The sequence below is a fragment of the Mesorhizobium sp. WSM4935 genome (assembly GCF_029625735.1).
Classification (GTDB): Bacteria; Pseudomonadota; Alphaproteobacteria; order Rhizobiales; family Rhizobiaceae; genus Mesorhizobium.
Genome location: NZ_JARTVR010000003.1, coordinates 78,349 through 96,273, shown reverse-complemented (window position 1 = coordinate 96,273; position 17,925 = coordinate 78,349). Strand labels below are relative to the sequence as shown.

The following is a 17,925-nucleotide window of genomic DNA, read 5'->3' as shown; positions in this document are numbered from 1 at the left end:
CGCGGAACCGAAACGGAAAAGGGCGCGCGGGCGCCCTTTTCTTTGAGGCTGCGAGGGTTCGGCCGGGCTGTCAGACGGCCGAGCCGTAAAGATCATAGGCATCCGCGCGGTCGATCTTGACGGTGACGATGTCGCCGGCGCGCAACGGCCGCCGCGACTGGATGTGCACCGAGCCGTCGATCTCCGGCGCGTCGTATTTGGTGCGGCCTTTGCCGGATGTGCCATGCGCCTCGTCGATCAACACCGGTAGGCGCTTGCCGACTTTCTTGGCGAGCTGAGTGGCCGAGATCTTCTGCTGGCGCTGCATGAAACGGTGCCAGCGCGCTTCCTTGATCTCCTGCGGCACCTGCTCCAGCCCCAGATCGTTGGAGCGCGCGCCCTTGACCGGCTCGTATTTGAAGCATCCGGCGCGGTCGATCTTGGCTTCGTCCAGCCAGTCGAGCAGCATCTGGAAATCATCTTCGGTCTCGCCAGGGAAGCCGACGATGAAGGTCGAGCGGATAGCGAGGTCGGGGCAGACTTCGCGCCAGCCGCGGATGCGGTCCAGCGTCTTTTCGCCATGCGCGGGGCGGCGCATGTTCTTCAGCACCTGCGGTGAGGCGTGCTGGAAGGGGATGTCGAGATAGGGAAGGATCTTTCCCTCCGCCATCAGCGGAATGACATCGGCGACATGCGGGTAGGGATACACATAATGCATGCGTATCCAGATGCCGAGCTTGCCGAGCTCCTCGGCGAGGTCGAGGAATTTCGCCCGCACTTCGCGGTCGCCAAACATCGACGTCTGGTATTTGATGTCGATGCCGTAGGCGCTGGTGTCCTGCGAGATGACGAGGATCTCCTTGACACCGGCCTTGGCGAGCTTTTCGGCTTCGCGCAGCACATCCGCCGCCGGCCGCGACACGAGATCGCCGCGCAGTGCGGGAATGATGCAGAAGGTGCAGCGGTTGTTGCAGCCCTCGGAAATCTTCAGATAGGCGTAGTGGCGCGGGGTGAGCTTCACGCCTTGCGGCGGCAGCAGGTCGATATAGGGATCGTGGCTGGGGGGAGCGGCCTCATGCACCGCCGCCATCACGCTCTCATAGGCCTGCGGACCGGTGATCGCCAGCACGTTGGGATGCTTCTCGCGGATGACCTCCGGCTCGGCGCCGAGGCAGCCGGTGACGATGACGCGGCCGTTTTCGGAAAGGGCGGAGCCGATGGCGTTGAGCGACTCGTCGCGCGCAGAATCGAGGAAGCCGCAGGTGTTGACGACCACGAGGTCGGCGCCGTCATGCTTGCGCGCGATTTCATAGCCTTCGGCGCGCAGCCGCGTGATGATACGCTCGGAATCGACGAGTGCTTTCGGGCATCCAAGACTGACGAAACTGACGCGTGGGGCGGACATTAACTTTGTTTCCAAGAGGTGAGGGCGAGATCGAAGGTTGAGCCGCAGGCTCTGAGGATCGATCTATATGCGCGGCTCTAAGCCATTCGCGCGGCGCCATAGCACGCTTCGGCCCAGAAGCAAACCTGCCGGTCGCCCGGGACAAGAGGCGACTCGGCGACGTGTCCCCCTAACGGGCGTCAGTGGCCGTCCGGTCCGAACCATGGCGCCAGGAAGGCAAAATGGTCGGGAAACTGCTGCACGGCGCCTCCGAGCAGCATGTTGATCGCCACGTACAAGATGATCAGCAGGCCGACATAGGCGATCCAACGATATGTGTGCAGGAGGCGTGCGACAAAGGAAGCGGCAAAACCCATCAGCGCGATCGAAAGGGCCAGCCCGATGATCAGGACGGTCGGATGCTTCATGGCGGCGCCGGCGACGGCCAGAACGTTGTCGAGCGACATAGAAACGTCGGCGATGACGATCTGCCAGGCGGCTTGCGAGAAGGTCTTGCGCGGGCCCTTGCCGGAGACGGAACCGTCCTTGTTGTAATCGCTGTTCGATAGCGCTTCGGTCGCGTCGCGCTCGTCGTCGTGGCTGACGCGCAGCTCGCGCCACATTTTCCAGCATACCCACAGAAGCAGAAGACCGCCGGCGATGAGCAACATGGGGCCGATGCTCAGCAGCCATTGCGTGATCAAGGCAAAGACTATGCGCAGGACGGTGGCTGCCCCGATGCCGACAAGGATGGCGCGCTTGCGCTGATCCGCGGGAAGGCCGGCCGCCGCGAGGCCGATCACAATTGCGTTGTCGCCGGCGAGGGCGAGATCGATTGCGACAACCTGGAGGAGAGCTGAAAGGCCTGCGGCAGTGAATATTTCCATCGACTAGAAATCCTTGCCTGAAATGAACGTAGCCCTTTACCCCGACGGGCCTAAAGGCATGGTCCATCGGCGTCAAGACGCAGGTTTGGACATCGCCGGAAAACAACGTGGCGGGCGCAAGTCCTCAAGGATTTCGAGTGGTTGCCGGCAAGGGGCAAGGCCGGAAACTAGTCGTAGAGATTATATTTGGCCCAGTCCGATTCCGGGATTTCGTCGCCGATCTTGTAGCGGAACTGCAGCACCTGCATGTGGTCCGGCGCGGTCAGGCATTTGAACTTCAGCCGGTACCATTGGCCCTTGCTGCGGAAGGCGGCGCCAGAGCTCTTGATGGCATCGGCGCTCATCTGCGGCGTGGCGAAGGCGTAGGCCACGACCCGGTCGGCTTTGTAGTTGTGATCGTCGTGACTGATCCGGTCGAGCACTTCGGCATCACAGCGCTGCTCGAGACGAGTCTGCGGATCGAGTTTCAAGAGGCCGGCGCGCAACGCATTGTCCATCGCCTTGGCCGGCAAGACCGGCGTCAACGACGCCAGAACCATCAGGCAGAGCTTTTTCATGGGCGCGACAAGCAGCATATTCTGTCCGAGAAATCAAATAAACGGTGTTTTACCAATCGCCTCGGCAGGCGAGGAGGCGGCTGCCGTCGAGTCAGATCAACATCTTGGACGGTGATCGGCGAAAGTCTCGCAACGCGCTGCGAATCGTAATCATCGGCTTATCAAAAATGGGGCCGAACCCGACACTGTCATACTTCACTGGAACCTATGGGACGTGCCGCGGCGCTGGTGTCATTTGCGGGAGAGCGCTGAATCCATGCTAAGACCGAGGCCTTGGCCAACTCCGCCATTGCCCGGTTCACCGTCAACCCTTGCGGAGGGCCAAGTTCGGAAGCCTCGTCATCCTCGAAGCTTCCTTGCCTCGCGCTCCAAGGTCTTTCGGTTATTGCCATGCTCTTTAATCAGATCGAGAACCTGCTCGGGGCTGATCCGGTGCTGCTTGGCGAAATAGCGGACTTCATGGTCCTCGTCGGCTGATACGCGGTCGCGGTCACGGAAATCACGCTTGGTCTTGTCGTCTGCCATGACTGATCCTCCTGGTCAGAAGGAACAGCGATCGATTATGAATGTTCCCATTAGCCACCGCTAAAGGAACAGATGCCGCTTTGGCGAATTGAGTCCGGTCGCGCAAGGAGGTCGTGTGCAGGATGAGTGATTTGAGACGCCAGTGCGTGTCGCGCTCGGCAAATCAGGCAACACGATCGATACCGTGGATCGCGTTGCTCAGGCGCACGATCCATTCGGATGACCTTCCATGTGCAATGATTATGAGCAGCATATCGCCTGGGCCGAATATTGCCGGATGATGGAGTCGCTGGCACTGAAGATCCCGACCCATCAAACTGAGCTCGATCTTCCTCAGGCTGACGACATCCGCATCAACGATCCGGCGCCGGTCATGCGCGCCGCCGGCGACGCGATAGAACTGGCATCCATGACGTTCGGCTTTCCGCCGGCCGGCGCGAAAGGCGGACCGGTGTTCAACTTCCGGTCGGAAGGCCGCCGGTTCGCTGACAGCAAACGCTGTCTTGTGCCGGCTTCGGCCTTCTTTGAATTCACGGGCACCAAATATCCGAAAGCCAAGCATCGCTTCGCGCTGAACGGTGCCCCGTTCTTGGCCATTGCCGGGCTCTGGCGAGAGGCGACAGGTAACAAGCCGCCTTCGTTCGCAATGCTGACGACCGATCCGGGGCCGGATGTCGCACCGTATCACAATCGGCAGATTGTCGTCCTTCAGCCCGAGAACTGGTCCGCGTGGCTTGATCTGTCGAAAGCCGAGAGCGACCTTTTGCGGCCGCTTCCGGCGGGACTGCTGTCGGTAGAGACGGTGCGCCCGGAGCGCGCCTGACTAGTCTACCAGTGCGGGCCTTAGTTCCCGTGGCATTTTGGCCAGCCCGCGCAACAAGCCCTTAGCGCGGCTTGGTGGCTTCCATCCAGACCCCCGCAGGGGCAAGACGATCGGCGTCTTCAATTCACGAATTTGGCTGTGGCGCCGGAACAACGGGAGAGCTGGACGCCGCGCCCGTAGCGGCCCGACAGTTCCGCGCTCTGTTGGGGTGCGTTGGGTTGAACCGCCGGGCCTAACCGACTCGGGGGTTGGAGTTGGCTGAAGCGGAGGCTAAATTAGCATTCACGCATGGGTACATCATTTGATGCATATCCACTGATTTCGTCCGGAGAAACTCGCCGGGCGAGGCCCCCAACAACAGCCTCAAGCCCGACGAGCTGCCGGAGATCAAGCCGGCAATCATGCCTTGCAAGGCCGATGCCAACGTTCCCGTCCTAAAAGAATACAGCCTTGCTGATAAGCCGCGACTTAGCGAACTGGCGAACTGGCAACAGCAGCGCTTACACACCCTCGACGAAGGACGAGCCCGGCTGCTTCAGTGGCCGGGCTTTCAATCGCGAACGCGATTCCGAGCTATTCCTTGTGGGGAACAACATACCTGACAGCGCTTCCGCCGCGCGTAACCACTACCGACGTATAGCCTGCAGGCAGGGCGCCTGTGACTGTCGAATCCACCAACTGGCATCGTCCGATTGTTCTTCCGTCAGGAGAGCCCGCGAGTTCAGACGCCAACGACCTACGGCACTCGGTTAAAGACGCGAACATCCCACGCGGCGCATTGACCGGCTTGCAAATGGACGCATCGCCTGGGCTGCAGGAAAGCAAAACCATTACTGCCGCTGTAGCCGGGTCCATTCAAAACTCCCTTTGTTGGAGCTTTCAACGCGGGCAAAATCGCTTTGTTTCAAATTTTGCTAAAATACGTGACCTGGCGCTTCAGCTTCCGGGCCTTTTCCTTGGTTGTGCCAATGGTTATGGCAAGCCTGCGATTGGCCACTAACTAGCTGATTTTCTCGGGTTGACTGGCGGAGGGAGTGGGATTCGAACCCACGGTGAACTTGCGCCCACGCCGGTTTTCAAGACCGGTGCCTTAAACCGCTCGGCCATCCCTCCATCGTGATCTTCACGAGGCGCTTCGTCCTGTTGGTGCCAAAGGCCGTGCCCGACAGGATCGAGAGCACCCATGCTCTAGTGCGACGCGCAAAGATCTGTCAATCGCAGGAACGGCTCAATCCATTGGTTGCGGGAGCCGGGGCAGTCGCAGGAAGCCGGTCAGATGCAATTGACAATGCGGCCAAGAGCCTGTCTATTTCAATGTGCTAATATTCCGAACGGGGGCCAATCATGAAGAAAACCTACGAGAAACCCGTACTGACAAAGCGTGAGATGCTGTCTCGTGCGACGGCCCAACAGCTGCCGTCCAACGTGCAGCCGCAATAGCGGGACGAACTCTTACTCGTTAATCCGGATTGACGCGCCGGCGATATAGTGGCCGCCGGTGTTGTGTCCTCGCCATAATCTCGCCCTGTTGCGGCCATAATCGATTAACATCGTGATAAGCAATTCCTGTGCAAAAGGGATTGGGGATCAAGGTGTTGGCCTTGCGGGCGACGTCTGGCTCCGTCGAGTGGCAGCACGGTAGGGGACAATCGAAAACATGCAGACTCCGGCGCGCCCGCGTCTTCGTCGCGCTTCTGCTTTCGCTCTATGCGCCCTTTCGGGCCTGCTTTTGGCTGCGTGCGCCTCACCCGAACCGAAGGGAATGGTCCATAAAAAGGCCCGCTCCAAGGAATATTTCGCCGAATCGGAATATGGCGTGAAGGCGAGCCCGCGCGTTCAGTTCATGAGGCGCGGCGGCGGCCGCGACCAGCTTGGCAAGCCCTATCAGGTGCGCGGCAAGTGGTACTATCCCAAGGAAGACAAGAATTACGCCAAGGTGGGTCTCGCCTCGTGGTATGGCGATGCCTTCCACGGCCGTCTGACCGCCAATGGCGAAGTCTATGACATGACTCATCTGACGGCGGCGCATCCGACCATGCCACTGCCGAGCTATGCCCGCGTCACCAATCTGGAGACCGGCAGTTCGGTGATCGTGCGTGTCAACGACCGCGGCCCCTATCATGAAGGCCGCATCATCGACGTCTCCGAACGCGCGGCGCAGATGCTCGACTACGACAAGGTCGGCACGGCCAGGGTCAAAGTCGAATATGTCGGCCGTGCGCCGCTCGACGGCGACGACGATCAGTATCTGATGGCGTCCTACCGCCCCGGCAAGAACCGTCCGGATCCTTCAGACGGCCTGCCGACCGGGGTGATGGTGGCCATGAATGGTCCGTCGCCGAGCACGCCGGTGGGCGCGCCGCCGGCCGCTGTGCCGTTTCCCGGCCAGTTGACCAATTCGGGGCAGGCCTTTGCTGCGCAGCCGGGGCTGTCGGAGCAGGCCACCGTGCAGCCGGCCGCCTTCCCGGTGCAGGGCGCCAGCGATGTCGCGCTGCCCGATTTCGGGCCGATCGTGCCGGAACGGCCGGATCTGCGTCTTCCTGCGAACTCGCCTTTCGCCATGGCTTCGCTGTCCTACGCGGATGAGCGGGTAAAGCGCGCCGATGTCTTTGCCGCGCTCGATGCCGGCGGCATGTCCCCGGCCGATATCCTGCAGTCGTGGAAGAAATCGAACCGCCATGACCAGGCGCCTGCGTCCGACTATGTCGCCGCCGGTTCTTTCGACGAAGCCGCAGAGGCAAAGCGCGTCGCCGCCGCACTCAAGCCGTTCGGCCGGACCGAGATCCAGCGCACCGAGCTCGATGGCAATGACTGGTATGCGGTCAACGTCTATCCGGACGGCCATGGCAGCATCGACGACTTGCTCCAGGCAGCCTGGTCGCATGGCGCGCCGGACGCGCTGGTTGTGCGTAACTGAGCAAATTCGCACGGCCCGTTGATCCGGGCGAAAAAACCCTGATAGCTTGGCTACGGGGTAGTCCTTGCGCAACTCCGGGGCGTAAAGCCGCTCGGCACCATCCGGTGTTGCTCAGATTGGGTCGACATTTCATGCAATTGCGCATTCTTCCGCCTTTCGCCAGCCTTCTGGGATTGGTGCTGGTGCTGTTTTGCGCCGTTCCAGCGAGTGCTCAGCTTTTCGAGACCAAGGCGGCGCAGGCATTCATGATCGATGCCGACACCGGCACGGTGCTCTTCGCCAAGGATCCCGATAGGCCGATTCCGCCGGCTTCGATGGCCAAGCTGATGACGATGGAGGTGGTCTTCAACGCTCTCAAGTCGAAGCGGATCACGCTCGACGATACGTTCGTGGTCAGCGAAAACGCCTGGCGCACCGGCGGCGCGCCGTCGGGAACCTCGACCATGTTCGCCAAGCTCAAATCGGCGGTCCGCGTCGAGGATCTGATCCAGGGCGTCACCGTGCAAGCGGCCAATGACGGCTGTATCGTGCTCGCCGAAGGCATGGCGGGCTCGGAAGCAAATTTCGCGGCGCAGATGACCGATCGCGCCCGCCAGCTCGGCCTTCGGAAATCGACCTTCGTCAATTCGACCGGCCTGCCGGCAGACGGGCAGCAGACGACGGTGCGGGAACTGACAATGCTGGCGGTGCATCTGTGGCGCGACTATCCGGAGTTCTTCCACTATTACGCCCAGCCGGAGTTCACCTGGAACAAGATATCGCAGAGGAACCGCAATCCGCTGATTGCCATGGGCATCGAAGCGGACGGCTTCGTGGCAGGTGCCAGCGAACAGGGGGGGTACGGCCTGGTCGGCACCGTCAGTCACAACGGCACGCGCGTGATCGCCGCGCTTAGCGGACTGGCCAATGACCGCGAACGCGCCGAAGAGGCGCGCAAGCTGCTCGACTGGGGCTCGCGATCATTCCAAAAGACCGAGATCTTCGCCAAGGACGAGGTGATCGGCGAAGCGCAGGTTTTCGGCGGTGCCAAGTCCGGCCTGGCCTTGAAAGCCAAAGGCCCCGTGGACATCTTTCTGCCGATAGCCAACCGCGACAAGCTGACGGCCAGGATCGTCTATCAGGGTCCGGTGCCGGCGCCCGTGCAGGAGGGGCAACCGGTCGGAGAATTGCGCGTTTGGATAGGCGACACGCTGAGCCAGCAGACGCCGCTCTATGCCGCCGAATCGGTGAAAGTGGGCACGCTGCCGCAGCGTGCGCTCGACGCGGCCAAGGAACTCGCTGTCGGCTGGCTGCGCCAGAAACATTTGTGATCGGGCAAGTTCGTGGACCTTTTGCCGGACGGGAGCTATGACAGCGGCCAGCGTGAGCAAAGGCAGTCTCGATTGGCGAGCGGATTTTTCATCACCTTCGAGGGCGGCGAAGGAGCAGGCAAGTCGACACAGATCGAGCGGCTGGCGCGGCGCATGCGCGCCAAGAAATACGAGGTGCTGGTCACGCGCGAGCCGGGCGGCTCGCCGGGCGCCGAGGCCGTAAGACATGTGCTTCTGTCGGGGGCGGCCGAGCCGTTCGGCCCGAAGATGGAGGCGATCCTGTTCGCCGCCGCGCGCTCCGACCATGTCGAGCAGGTCATCCGGCCGGCGGTCGAGCGCGGCTCGATCGTGCTGTGCGACCGGTTCATCGATTCCTCGCGCGTCTACCAGGGCGTCACCGGCGGGCTCGATGCCGATTTCATGAAGGCGCTGGAGGCGGTGGCCATCAACGGCATGATGCCGGACATGACGCTGATCTTCGACATCGATCCCGTTGAAGGCCTGAAACGGGCTGCCGCACGTCGCGGCGCCGGCGACGCCGCCGATCGCTTCGAGAAGGAGACTTTGGCGACCCACCGGCGGCGGCGCGAAGCTTTCCTGGCCATCGCCGCGGCGGAGCCGGAGCGCTGCATCGTCGTCGACGCTTCCGCCGATCCCGAGACGGTTGAGAATGTCGTCACCGCTGCCGTCTTTTCCGCGCTGGAAGAGCGGATGCCGGCGCAAAGGATTGAGACGACGCCGGCATGATCTTCGAACGCATCGCCCCCGAACAGCACGATACGTTGGATGGCGTGCCCGAGCCCGCCGAAACGCCGCGGCTGATCGGCCACGCGACGGCGGCAGAGATGCTTGCCGCCGCCTACCGCGCCGGCAAGCTGCCGCATGCGCTGATTTTCGCCGGGCCGCAGGGCATCGGCAAGGCGACGCTCGCGTTCCACATCGCGCACCATCTTCTGAGATATCCGGACTTCAAGACGGCGCCCGAAACGCTTGCGGTTCCGGACCCGGCTTCCTCGCTGTTTCGCCAGATTGCCACCGGGGCGCATCCGGGGGTACTGCACCTGACCCGCCCTGCCAACGACAAGACCAAGAGCTTCAAGACGGTGCTGACCGTCGACGAGATCCGCAAGGTCAACCGCTTCCTGTCGATGACCTCGCATGACGGCAGCTACCGTGTCGTCATCGTCGATCCGGCCGACGACATGAACACCAGCGCCGCAAATGCCTTGCTCAAGAATCTCGAAGAGCCGCCGGCGCGCACTTTGTTCATCCTGATCGTGCATGCGCCAGGCAGCCTGCTGCCGACGATCCGCTCGCGCTGCCAGGTGGTGCGTCTGGCGCCTTTGACCGCCGACGAGCTGATCGCGGTATTGGAGAATGTCGAGCCGCCGCCGCCGGACGATCCCGCCTCCCGCGCGGCACTCGCCGAGCGGGCAGGGGGCAGCGCCCGCAACGCGATCCTGCTCACCCAATATGGCGGGCTGGAGATCGCCGGCGCGCTCGACGCGCTGGTGTCGGCCAGGAAGCCCGACATCGCCGGCGCCTACCGCCTTGCCGAGGCCGTGGCGGGTCGCGACCAGGCGATACAGTTCGACATCTTCAACCGCCGCGCGCTCGACCTGCTGTCGTCCGCCGCCAGCGAAGCGGCGTTGTCCGGCGACCTTACCAGGGCCAAAACGCTGTCCGAGGCTTGGCATGAGGCGCTGAACACGATATCTGAGGCTGAGACCTACAACCTCGACAAGAAGCAGCACGCCCTGACCATGATCGACCGCCTGAATTCTGCGATGCGAATGTGACGGCCCGTTCGATGCATGCCGCTGGCCCAGTTTCGGGCGGCATGCATTGGCCTCGGGATGGCAATCGACGTCCCGATGCGATATCCACCGCCACAACTCACATTCAGATATTCATGACGGTTCATTCATGTCACGCGACACGTTCTACATCACGACCGCGATCTCCTACCCGAACGGCAAGCCGCATATCGGCCATGCCTATGAGCTGATCGCCACCGACGCGCTTGCCCGCTTCCAGCGGCTCGACGGCAAGGATGTCTTCTTCCTGACCGGCACCGACGAGCACGGCATCAAGATGCTGCAGACGGCGCGCAAGGAAGGCATCACGGCGCGCGAGCTCGCCGACCGCAACTCGGCCGAGTTCAGGCGCATGGCGAGCGCGCTCAACGCGTCCAACAACGACTTCATCCGCACCACCGAGGAGCGGCATTACGCCTCCTCCCAGGCGATCTGGAAGGCGATGGCCGCCAATGGCGACATCTACAAAGGCGGCTATGCCGGCTGGTATTCGGTGCGAGACGAGGCCTATTACGGCGAGGAGGAGACCGAGGTGCGCGCCGACAATGTGCGCTACGGGCCGCAGGGAACGCCTGTCGAATGGGTCGAGGAGGAAAGCTATTTTTTCCGGCTGTCGGCTTATCAGGACAAGCTCCTCGCGCTCTATGAGAGCCAGCCCGATTTCATCGGTCCGGCCGAGCGTCGCAACGAGGTGATGCGCTTCGTCAAATCGGGGCTGAAGGACCTGTCGATCTCGCGCACCACGTTCGACTGGGGCGTGCCGGTGCCGGGCGATGAGAAGCATGTGATGTATGTGTGGATCGACGCCTTGACCAACTACATCACCGGCGTCGGCTATCCTGATGAAAAGGATGAGAAATGGCGGTTTTGGCCAGCTGACGCGCACATCATCGGCAAGGACATCGTCCGCTTCCATACGGTCTATTGGCCGGCCTTCCTGCTGTCGGCGGGAATCCCGCTGCCGAAGCGCGTCTTCGCACACGGCTTCCTGTTCAACCGCGGCGAGAAGATGTCGAAGTCGGTCGGCAACGTCATCGACCCGTTCACGATGGTGGAGCATTACGGCGTCGACCAGGTGCGCTATTTCTTCCTGCGCGAGGTGCCGTTCGGTCAAGACGGCAACTACAGCCATGAAGCGATCGTCAACCGCACCAACGCCGACCTCGCCAACGGCCTCGGCAATCTGGCGCAGCGATCGCTGTCGATGATCGCCAAGAATTGCGGCGGCGCGGTGCCGAAGCGCGGCGACCTGGCGGAGGCCGACACTGCGATCCTCGACCAAGCGATCGAAGCGCTGGCCGTTTCGCGCCGGGCGATGGCGGAGCAGGGGATCCATCTGGCGCTGGCGGCGATCTTCGGCGTGGTTGCGGAAGCCGACCGTTATTTCGCTTCCCAGGAGCCCTGGGCGCTGAAGAAGACCGATCCGGAGCGCATGGAAACGGTGCTTTGGACGACAGCCGAGGTGGTGCGCCGGGTGGCGGTGCTTTGCCAGCCCTTCATTCCCGCGTCGGCCGCCAAGCTGCTCGACCTGTTGGCCGTGCCCGCGGACAAACGTGCTTTCGAGCATGTCCATGCCGATCACGCGCTGGTGTCCGGCACTGCATTGCCTGCACCGGAGGGCGTGTTTCCGCGTTATGTCGAGCAGAGCGCCTGATGCTGGTCGACAGCCATTGCCATCTCGACTTTCCGGACTTCGCCGAGGAGCGGGCGGCCATCGTCGCCCGCGCCCTCGCCGCCGGGATCGGCCGTATGGTCACGATCTCGACGCGCGTGAAGAGATTTCAGCAAGTTATTGAAATCGCTGAATCGTTCAATGAGGTCTATTGCTCTGTCGGCACCCATCCGCACAACGCCGCGGAAGAGCTGGATGTCACCGCCGATGAATTGGTGCGGCTTTCCGGCCACCCAAAGGTGGTGGCGATCGGCGAGGCCGGACTTGACTACTATTATGACAAGGCGCCGCGCGATGCGCAGACGCAAGGTTTTCGTACCCATATCGCGGCGGCACGCCGGATCGGCCTGCCGCTGGTTATCCATTCGCGCGATGCCGACGACGATATGGCAACGATCCTCGAGGACGAAACAGGGAAGGGCGCTTTCCCCTTCATTCTGCATTGTTTTTCGTCCGGGCGCAGGCTGGCCGAAATCGGTGTGGCGCTGGGCGGCTATGTCTCCTTTTCCGGCATCCTGACCTTCAAGAATTCCGCCGAGCTGCGCGCGATCGCCGCCGATGTCCCTCGCGACAGGCTGCTGGTCGAAACAGACGCGCCCTACCTGGCGCCGATCCCGCACCGGGGAAAACGCAACGAACCAGCCTATGTGGCGAACACGGCGAAGGTGCTTGCCGAGACCATTGGCGTCAGCGAGACCGAAATCGCCGATATTACCACCGCGAACTTCTTCAGGTTGTTCGCCAAGATGCCGCGTCCCGATATGGCGGCGGGCTGAGGCATGGGCGACCGGCTGCGCTTCACCGTTCTCGGTTGCGGCTCATCGCCCGGCACGCCGCGCATCACCGGCGATTGGGGCAATTGCGACCCCAAGAATCCGAAGAACCGGCGCATGCGCACGGCTGCGCTGGTCGAGCGGGTTGCCGCCAATGGCGCGCGCACCACGGTCGTCATCGACACCGGGCCGGATTTCCGCGAGCAGATGCTGCTGGCCTCCGTCAAGCGCCTCGACGCGGTCGTCTACACGCATCCGCATGCCGACCATATCCATGGCATCGACGACCTGCGCGGCTATGTGCTCGAGCAGCGGCACCGCATCGATGTCCATGCCGACGAGCCGACCATGCTGCGGCTGCGCCAGGCGTTCGGCTATTGCTTCGAGACGCCACCCGGCAGCTCTTATCCGCCGATCGTGGAGGCTCACATCATCGACCATGGGAGACCGGTGGTAATCGAAGGCGAGGGGGGCGCCCTCACCCTTGAGCCGCTACCCCAGTTTCATGGCGACATCATCTCGCTCGGCTTTCGCGTCGGCGGGCTTGCCTATTGTCCTGATATCAGCGGCTTCCCGGACGCCACGGTCGAACGTTTGGGCGGCCTCGATATGCTGGTGATAGACGCGCTGCAGTACAATACCCATCCCAGTCATCTGTCGCTCGGCCAGGCGCTGGAGTGGATCGGAAGGCTGGCGCCCAGGAATGCCGTGCTGACACACATGCATGTGCCGCTGGATTATGCCGCTGTGATGGCCGAAACGCCGGATCACGTGGCGCCGGCTTATGACGGCATGGTGATCGAAATTCCTTACGAGTCAGAGTGCTAGCAACAGCTGTTCAGTCGGCACCGCAGTCCATCGGTCGAACGTTCGTCCGCGATCTCGAAGTTGCGAAGCGCCGCTGGGTGTTTGTCGCCGGCAGCGAAGCCGCAGCAATTCCGGGACATCCGTTAGTTCCATAATCTATCTTATGCGACTTTCCGATATGAGCGCCGAGCCGTACCGAGCCGTTTGGCGACCACATAACTGCATCTGCGCCAATCCTCCCTCACATGGGCTTTGTCGAAATATGTGATCGGCGCTGAATGGAGGCCAAGGCAACTGTTCGGAACTCAGCTACCGAACCTTGCGTTGGCGTGGTGAGCGGTTTGAGGATCTTCGGATGCGTTCACGGATCGAATTGGCAAGCGGCACGGAATTGTCTTTCCTGACGGCTGGAGAACCTTCCAAACCGGCTCTACTCCTTCTGCACGGCTTCCCGAGTTCCTCCAGGACCTTTCGCCACGTCATTCCCTCATTGTCAAAGGTGGCCTATGTGATTGCTCCCGACATGCCCGGGTTCGGCATGTCCGACGCTCTGCCCGACCTGTCCTTTGATCGTCTTGCCGATGCGATCTCGGAATTGCTCGGCCAGCTCTCAGTCGGCCCGCGTTACATCTACCTGCACGACTTTGGGGCACCGATCGGTCTGCGGATAGCCATGCAGGCTCCCGATCTGGTGCTGGGCTTGATCGTCCAGAACGCCAACGCACATCGACGCGGAATGGGACAATCATGGACAGCGACGCAGGCCTTTTGGGCCAATCCGAACCCCGACAATGAAGCGCAAGCCACCGCCCATCTGACGTTCGAAGGCACGCGGGATCAGTATATTGCTGGTGTTCCTGACGATGTTGCCGCACAGATTCCGCCCGAAAGTTGGGAAGAAGATTGGCGCGTGATGCAGCGGCCCGGAAATATGGAGACGCAGCGCGCGCTCATCGCCGACTATGGCAACTACGTAGCACGCTTTGACGAAATTGTTGAATATCTGCGGCGCCGGCAGCCTCGCGCCCTGATGCTATGGGGTCGGCATGACACGTTCTTCGATCTGGCAGAGACGCTGTCATGGATGCAGGACCTGCCAAGGATGGAAGCGCACATTCTGGACGGGGGCCATTTCCTGCTGGAAACGCATGCCGGTCAAGCTGCGTCCTTGATGGTCGACTTTCTGGATCGGCACTGATGGAGTTCTCCATCACATGCAGCTTGAACGTTCATGCCCTCGGCCGCATGTTGGCCACTTCGAGGAGATATATCTGAAAGCTCATCGTCGAGGATCAGTGCCTGCCGGGCCGTCGCATCGAGCTCGCAACTGACGATGATCTTGCTCTGACGATCGGAGTTTATGGTTTCGGCGGATGCTTCCGCCTTGCATCGCGCGTCGCGGTACGCGATCCAGGCGCGCTGCATGTTGCGATAACCGTCCCGAGCCTTGGGCGCAGCCTTGGCCACAAGCGCCGCATAGGTCGTGTTGAGACGGTTCTCCCACACGCTAACCTCGCGGTTGGCGCAATCGATCAGTCCGAGCTGCGACCGGCCGTCGTCGCTCTCGAAGGAGCACAGCTCGGTCACGTAGTTGATGCACGAAGCAGGCTCGTGTCCGGCCAGCTTGGTCGCAAAACTCCAGGCCGAAGCAACTACCCTGCCCCAAGCCGCCATCGCGCCGCGGCGCAACAGTGAAAGCACCCAGGAAATGAAAGTCTCGCCTTCCTTTCTCGGCCTTGCCGATCGCCTCGCCGACGGGCGCGTGCCGCGAGCCGTAATCTTCGGCGCGGGTCATGGAAGCACCTATCCCGACCAGGACAGCAGCGGCCATGCCTTGGCCGCCGGCGCCGTTCGAGCTGCCAGCCGGGACGACGCACCGCTGGTAGAGCACTGGGACTTCGACCTTGGCGGCCCGCTGTTCGAAGCGGCGCGGCTCTATGGCAGCCGCTTTGTGACCGCGCGCGAGATTCATGCCCACGGCGTCGAAGCCGCTTTACAGCACATACCGGAAGGAGCGAGTGTCGTCGTCACGTTTGACTGCGATAGCCTCGACCCCTCGATCATGCCGGGGGTGGCGGCGCGCACGCCTGGCGGCCTCACCTACACGCAAGTGATCGACCTGATCGCGGGCCTCGGCAAACGGGCGCGGATCGTGGGATTCGACCTCGTCGAGCTCTATCCGCCCGCCGACATTGATGGTCTGTCGGCCATCACCGCGTCGCGCCTTCTCGTCAATGCGATTGGCGCCATTATTCGGCAGAGCGGCTAAGCTCCGATCGGGCGGCCTAGAAAAAGCTGTCCAGAAACGCCGACGCCTTATCCGAAACACCAATGATCTTGTTGGTCGCCTGTCGGTAGAATTTGAAGTTGAGCTCGGTCTCGGGCCGCCCGTCCTGCCAATCCTTGAAGCGCTTGAGCTCGTCGCGCCCCAACCGCTTCATCGCCAAGGCGGTGCGACGCACGGAGACACTGACCCGCGGCGTCTGCCGTTCGAGATCGGGGCGCCTCGGGGTGGCCTCCGAGGAGGTCACGACACCGCGCGCGACAAGCCCCTGCCCGCCTTCGTTCTCGCTGGCGAACAGGAAGACGACGTCACCTTCGGCGATGTGCTTGCCGCCATACATGGTCTTCTGGGCTGCGAACACGAATGTCTCCGCCTGCGGGTCCTCGATCTCGGCCTTGATGGCGTATGGCATGTCCTACGGTTCCCGGCTGAGGCCGATCCGGTAGCTCAGCACGCGCCGGCCGCCCGGCTCGATCAACATGACACCCGGTTTGTCGGCGAACTCGCCATCGAAATCGATGGGACTGGCGACGCCATGCCAGGGTTCGATGCACAGGAAGGGCGCGCCGCCGGGCCTGGACCAGATGCCCAGCTCGGTGAATCCCTGCCACGACATCTCGATCGCCGGCCCGCGTCCGGCGGCATAGCGCACGCTGGAGCTGGCCGGACGATCGAGAATGACGGCATCGTCGACGAACAGTCTTTCGGAAAGCTGCAGCGTCTTTCCATCGATGGGCGTCGGTTGCGGGTCCGGCAGCAGCAGGCCGTCCTTCAGGCGACACACCGGCGCCGGCTCATTATCGGCGAAGGTCAGCCGATAGGCCTCCTTAGGCAGTTCCGGCAGGAGCGGCCAGTTGAACGCCGGATGGGCGCCGATCGAGGCTGGCAGCGGTTCGTTGCCGGTATTGGTTATCTCGAAGCTGACGCCAAGCTGCCTGGGTTGCAGGTCGTAGCCGATGGCGAGGCGGAAGGCGAACGGGTAGCGCGTCCGCGTCTCGGCGTCATCCGTCAGGACCAATGTGCAGGAGGTCGGCCCCTGCTCCGCCCAGGCAAAGCGCCGGTCGCGGGCAAAGCCGTGCTGCGTCATCGGATAGGTTTGGCCACGATGCCGCAGTTGGTCGCCCTTCAGCCGGCCGACGATCGGGAACAGGACCGGCGAATGACGGCGCCATTCAGGTCCCGCCTGCCAGAGAAGCTCTGTGTCCTCGGCATCGCGCAGCGAGACCAGCTCGGCCCCCTGCCCGACGATGGTCGCCGAAATGCCGTCAGCGTGAAGCGTCAGCTGTTCCATTGCGTCCTCGCGGCTGGCTGGTTTGGCCGGCAGGCTAGCAAAAGGCCGCGCGTGAACTCAAGCGCGGCAAGCTTCACCCTAGTCGCGGAGGCAATGTTGCGCAGTCGACAAAAAATGGCCGGAGGTTTCCCTCCGGCCACGCCGAGATCAGCAGTGTTGCCTGCTACGGTCCGGCTTATTCGCGCTCACCGGTGAAGTTCAAGAGCAGCTGAAAGATATTGATGAAGTTCAGATAGAGCGAGAAGGCCCCGAAGACGGCGAGCTTCTGCTGCGATTCCGCATCGAAATTCTCCGCATACTGCTCCTTGATGGTCTGGGTATCCCAGGCGGTGAGGCCGATGAAGACGGCAATGCCGATCACCGAGATGGCGAACTGCAGCGCGGTCGAGCCCAGGAACAGGTTAACGAGGCTGGCGATCACCACGCCGATCAGCCCCATGATCAGGAAGGACGAGAACTGCGTCAGGTCACGCCTGGTCGTGTAGCCGTAAAGGCTGGTGGCGCCGAACATCGTGGCCGCGATGAAGAAGGTGCGCGCGATGCTGGTCGAGGTGAAGACCAGGAACACCGAGGCGAGCGACAGGCCCATGACCGTGCAGAAGGCCCAGAACATCGCCTGCGCGCCCGAGGCCGACATTGTCTGCATCTTGAAGGAGAAGAGCATGACGAAGGCGAGCGGCGCCAGCATCACCACCCATTTCAGCGGGCTGGAGAAGATCGGCACATAAAGCGCCGGCGTCGAGGCCACAAAGAAAGCGACGAGGCCGGTAACGACCAGGCCGAGGCCCATATAGTTGTAGACGCGCAGCATGTGCTTGCGCAGGCCCTCGTCATAGACGGCTCCGGCCTGGACGCCGGTGCCCATTCGGTATCCCAGATTGGGGCTGTTCATTTGGTTC

General features: G+C 62.3%; 19 protein-coding genes and 1 tRNA gene. 11 read left to right on the top strand and 9 right to left on the bottom strand.

The genetic code is table 11. The features are described 5' to 3' along the window. Window positions 1–70: 70 nt before the first annotated feature. The 4 genes from rimO to P9273_RS08460 all read right to left on the bottom strand — a co-directional run bounded on the left by rimO (window position 71) and on the right by P9273_RS08460 (window position 3,332). Window positions 71–1,384, bottom strand: coding sequence for a 30S ribosomal protein S12 methylthiotransferase RimO (gene rimO / locus P9273_RS08475; protein ID WP_278048489.1), 1,314 nt, complete (start codon window positions 1,382–1,384; stop codon window positions 71–73). 179 nt (window positions 1,385–1,563) lie between these two features. Further along, a complete protein-coding gene (locus P9273_RS08470; protein ID WP_040994774.1) occupies window positions 1,564–2,250 on the bottom strand; it encodes a TerC family protein in 687 nt (228 codons plus the stop codon). Window positions 2,251–2,417: 167 nt separating this feature from the next. After that, window positions 2,418–2,825: a DUF930 domain-containing protein gene (locus P9273_RS08465; protein WP_278048488.1), complete on the bottom strand. Its 408-nt coding sequence runs from the start codon at window positions 2,823–2,825 to the stop codon at window positions 2,418–2,420. A 321-nt stretch (window positions 2,826–3,146) separates the two neighbouring features. Further along, complete coding sequence (locus tag P9273_RS08460; RefSeq protein WP_040994769.1) at window positions 3,147–3,332, bottom strand: DUF3606 domain-containing protein; 186 nt, start codon at window positions 3,330–3,332, stop codon at window positions 3,147–3,149. A gap of 229 nt (window positions 3,333–3,561) precedes the next feature. On the opposite strand from P9273_RS08460, the gene P9273_RS08455 reads away from it, so the two are divergent. Together P9273_RS08455 and P9273_RS08450 are read left to right on the top strand one after the other, a co-directional pair. Continuing rightward, a complete protein-coding gene (locus P9273_RS08455) occupies window positions 3,562–4,155 on the top strand; it encodes an SOS response-associated peptidase (protein WP_278048487.1) in 594 nt (197 codons plus the stop codon). Between the two features lie 658 nt (window positions 4,156–4,813). Then, window positions 4,814–5,155 (top strand): hypothetical protein, encoded by a 342-nt coding sequence (locus P9273_RS08450; RefSeq protein WP_278048486.1) that lies wholly within the window; start codon window positions 4,814–4,816, stop codon window positions 5,153–5,155. A 23-nt stretch (window positions 5,156–5,178) separates the two neighbouring features. Here P9273_RS08450 and P9273_RS08445 read toward each other — a convergent pair. Continuing rightward, a tRNA-Ser gene (locus P9273_RS08445) sits at window positions 5,179–5,268 on the bottom strand. Window positions 5,269–5,812: 544 nt separating this feature from the next. Between P9273_RS08445 and P9273_RS08440 the strand changes: the two genes are divergently transcribed. The 8 genes from P9273_RS08440 to P9273_RS08405 all read left to right on the top strand — a co-directional run bounded on the left by P9273_RS08440 (window position 5,813) and on the right by P9273_RS08405 (window position 14,649). After that, window positions 5,813–7,072, top strand: coding sequence for a septal ring lytic transglycosylase RlpA family protein (locus P9273_RS08440; RefSeq protein WP_278048485.1), 1,260 nt, complete (start codon window positions 5,813–5,815; stop codon window positions 7,070–7,072). Window positions 7,073–7,203: 131 nt separating this feature from the next. Further along, a complete protein-coding gene (locus P9273_RS08435) occupies window positions 7,204–8,382 on the top strand; it encodes a D-alanyl-D-alanine carboxypeptidase family protein (protein WP_278048484.1) in 1,179 nt (392 codons plus the stop codon). A gap of 72 nt (window positions 8,383–8,454) precedes the next feature. After that, window positions 8,455–9,129 (top strand): dTMP kinase, encoded by a 675-nt coding sequence (gene tmk / locus P9273_RS08430; protein ID WP_278048483.1) that lies wholly within the window; start codon window positions 8,455–8,457, stop codon window positions 9,127–9,129. Next, window positions 9,126–10,181: a DNA polymerase III subunit delta' gene (locus P9273_RS08425; RefSeq protein ID WP_040994760.1), complete on the top strand. Its 1,056-nt coding sequence runs from the start codon at window positions 9,126–9,128 to the stop codon at window positions 10,179–10,181. Before tmk ends, P9273_RS08425 begins: the two co-directional genes overlap by 4 nt. A gap of 127 nt (window positions 10,182–10,308) precedes the next feature. Next, entirely contained in the window at window positions 10,309–11,853 is a 1,545-nt protein-coding gene (metG, locus tag P9273_RS08420; RefSeq protein ID WP_278048482.1) for a methionine--tRNA ligase, read from the top strand. Next, on the top strand, window positions 11,853–12,647 hold the full coding sequence (locus P9273_RS08415; RefSeq protein WP_278048481.1) for a TatD family hydrolase: 795 nt from the start codon (window positions 11,853–11,855) through the stop codon (window positions 12,645–12,647). The genes metG and P9273_RS08415 overlap by 1 nt, the downstream gene beginning before the upstream one ends. Window positions 12,648–12,650: 3 nt before the next feature. Continuing rightward, window positions 12,651–13,472 carry an MBL fold metallo-hydrolase gene (locus P9273_RS08410; RefSeq protein ID WP_278048479.1) on the top strand — a complete coding sequence of 274 codons (822 nt, stop codon included), beginning with the start codon at window positions 12,651–12,653 and terminating at the stop codon, window positions 13,470–13,472. Between the two features lie 334 nt (window positions 13,473–13,806). Beyond that, window positions 13,807–14,649 (top strand): alpha/beta fold hydrolase, encoded by an 843-nt coding sequence (locus tag P9273_RS08405; RefSeq protein WP_278048478.1) that lies wholly within the window; start codon window positions 13,807–13,809, stop codon window positions 14,647–14,649. Here P9273_RS08405 and P9273_RS08400 read toward each other — a convergent pair. Then, on the bottom strand, window positions 14,607–15,152 hold the full coding sequence (locus P9273_RS08400; protein WP_278048477.1) for a lysozyme inhibitor LprI family protein: 546 nt from the start codon (window positions 15,150–15,152) through the stop codon (window positions 14,607–14,609). The two genes, P9273_RS08405 and P9273_RS08400, sit on opposite strands and share 43 nt — an antisense overlap. 7 nt (window positions 15,153–15,159) lie before the next feature. Between P9273_RS08400 and P9273_RS08395 the strand changes: the two genes are divergently transcribed. Continuing rightward, window positions 15,160–15,720 (top strand): arginase family protein, encoded by a 561-nt coding sequence (locus P9273_RS08395; RefSeq protein WP_278048476.1) that lies wholly within the window; start codon window positions 15,160–15,162, stop codon window positions 15,718–15,720. Window positions 15,721–15,736: 16 nt separating this feature from the next. Here the strand turns inward: P9273_RS08395 and P9273_RS08390 are convergent, their stop codons facing one another. From P9273_RS08390 to P9273_RS08380, 3 genes are all read right to left on the bottom strand, one after another. Continuing rightward, window positions 15,737–16,147: a hypothetical protein gene (locus P9273_RS08390; protein WP_278048475.1), complete on the bottom strand. Its 411-nt coding sequence runs from the start codon at window positions 16,145–16,147 to the stop codon at window positions 15,737–15,739. 3 nt (window positions 16,148–16,150) lie between these two features. Further along, a complete protein-coding gene (locus tag P9273_RS08385; protein ID WP_278048473.1) occupies window positions 16,151–17,026 on the bottom strand; it encodes an aldose 1-epimerase family protein in 876 nt (291 codons plus the stop codon). A gap of 175 nt (window positions 17,027–17,201) precedes the next feature. Further along, the gene (locus P9273_RS08380) at window positions 17,202–17,918 is read right to left on the bottom strand and encodes a Bax inhibitor-1/YccA family protein (RefSeq protein WP_278048472.1); all 717 of its coding nucleotides are present in this window, start codon (window positions 17,916–17,918) and stop codon (window positions 17,202–17,204) included. Between the last annotated feature and the right edge of the window lie 7 nt (window positions 17,919–17,925).

Coding starts and splice junctions, on each gene's coding strand:
- P9273_RS08410 (WP_278048479.1), top strand. CDS start 12,651: ATGGGCGACCGGCTGCGCTTCACCGTTCTCGGTTGCGGCTCATCGCCC.
- P9273_RS08455 (WP_278048487.1), top strand. CDS start 3,562: ATGTGCAATGATTATGAGCAGCATATCGCCTGGGCCGAATATTGCCGG.
- P9273_RS08460 (WP_040994769.1), bottom strand. CDS start 3,332: ATGGCAGACGACAAGACCAAGCGTGATTTCCGTGACCGCGACCGCGTA.
- P9273_RS08415 (WP_278048481.1), top strand. CDS start 11,853: ATGCTGGTCGACAGCCATTGCCATCTCGACTTTCCGGACTTCGCCGAG.
- P9273_RS08465 (WP_278048488.1), bottom strand. CDS start 2,825: ATGCTGCTTGTCGCGCCCATGAAAAAGCTCTGCCTGATGGTTCTGGCG.
- P9273_RS08405 (WP_278048478.1), top strand. CDS start 13,807: ATGCGTTCACGGATCGAATTGGCAAGCGGCACGGAATTGTCTTTCCTG.
- metG (WP_278048482.1), top strand. CDS start 10,309: ATGTCACGCGACACGTTCTACATCACGACCGCGATCTCCTACCCGAAC.
- P9273_RS08440 (WP_278048485.1), top strand. CDS start 5,813: ATGCAGACTCCGGCGCGCCCGCGTCTTCGTCGCGCTTCTGCTTTCGCT.
- P9273_RS08395 (WP_278048476.1), top strand. CDS start 15,160: ATGAAAGTCTCGCCTTCCTTTCTCGGCCTTGCCGATCGCCTCGCCGAC.
- P9273_RS08425 (WP_040994760.1), top strand. CDS start 9,126: ATGATCTTCGAACGCATCGCCCCCGAACAGCACGATACGTTGGATGGC.
- P9273_RS08390 (WP_278048475.1), bottom strand. CDS start 16,147: ATGCCATACGCCATCAAGGCCGAGATCGAGGACCCGCAGGCGGAGACA.
- P9273_RS08380 (WP_278048472.1), bottom strand. CDS start 17,918: ATGAACAGCCCCAATCTGGGATACCGAATGGGCACCGGCGTCCAGGCC.
- P9273_RS08385 (WP_278048473.1), bottom strand. CDS start 17,026: ATGGAACAGCTGACGCTTCACGCTGACGGCATTTCGGCGACCATCGTC.
- P9273_RS08435 (WP_278048484.1), top strand. CDS start 7,204: ATGCAATTGCGCATTCTTCCGCCTTTCGCCAGCCTTCTGGGATTGGTG.
- P9273_RS08470 (WP_040994774.1), bottom strand. CDS start 2,250: ATGGAAATATTCACTGCCGCAGGCCTTTCAGCTCTCCTCCAGGTTGTC.
- rimO (WP_278048489.1), bottom strand. CDS start 1,384: ATGTCCGCCCCACGCGTCAGTTTCGTCAGTCTTGGATGCCCGAAAGCA.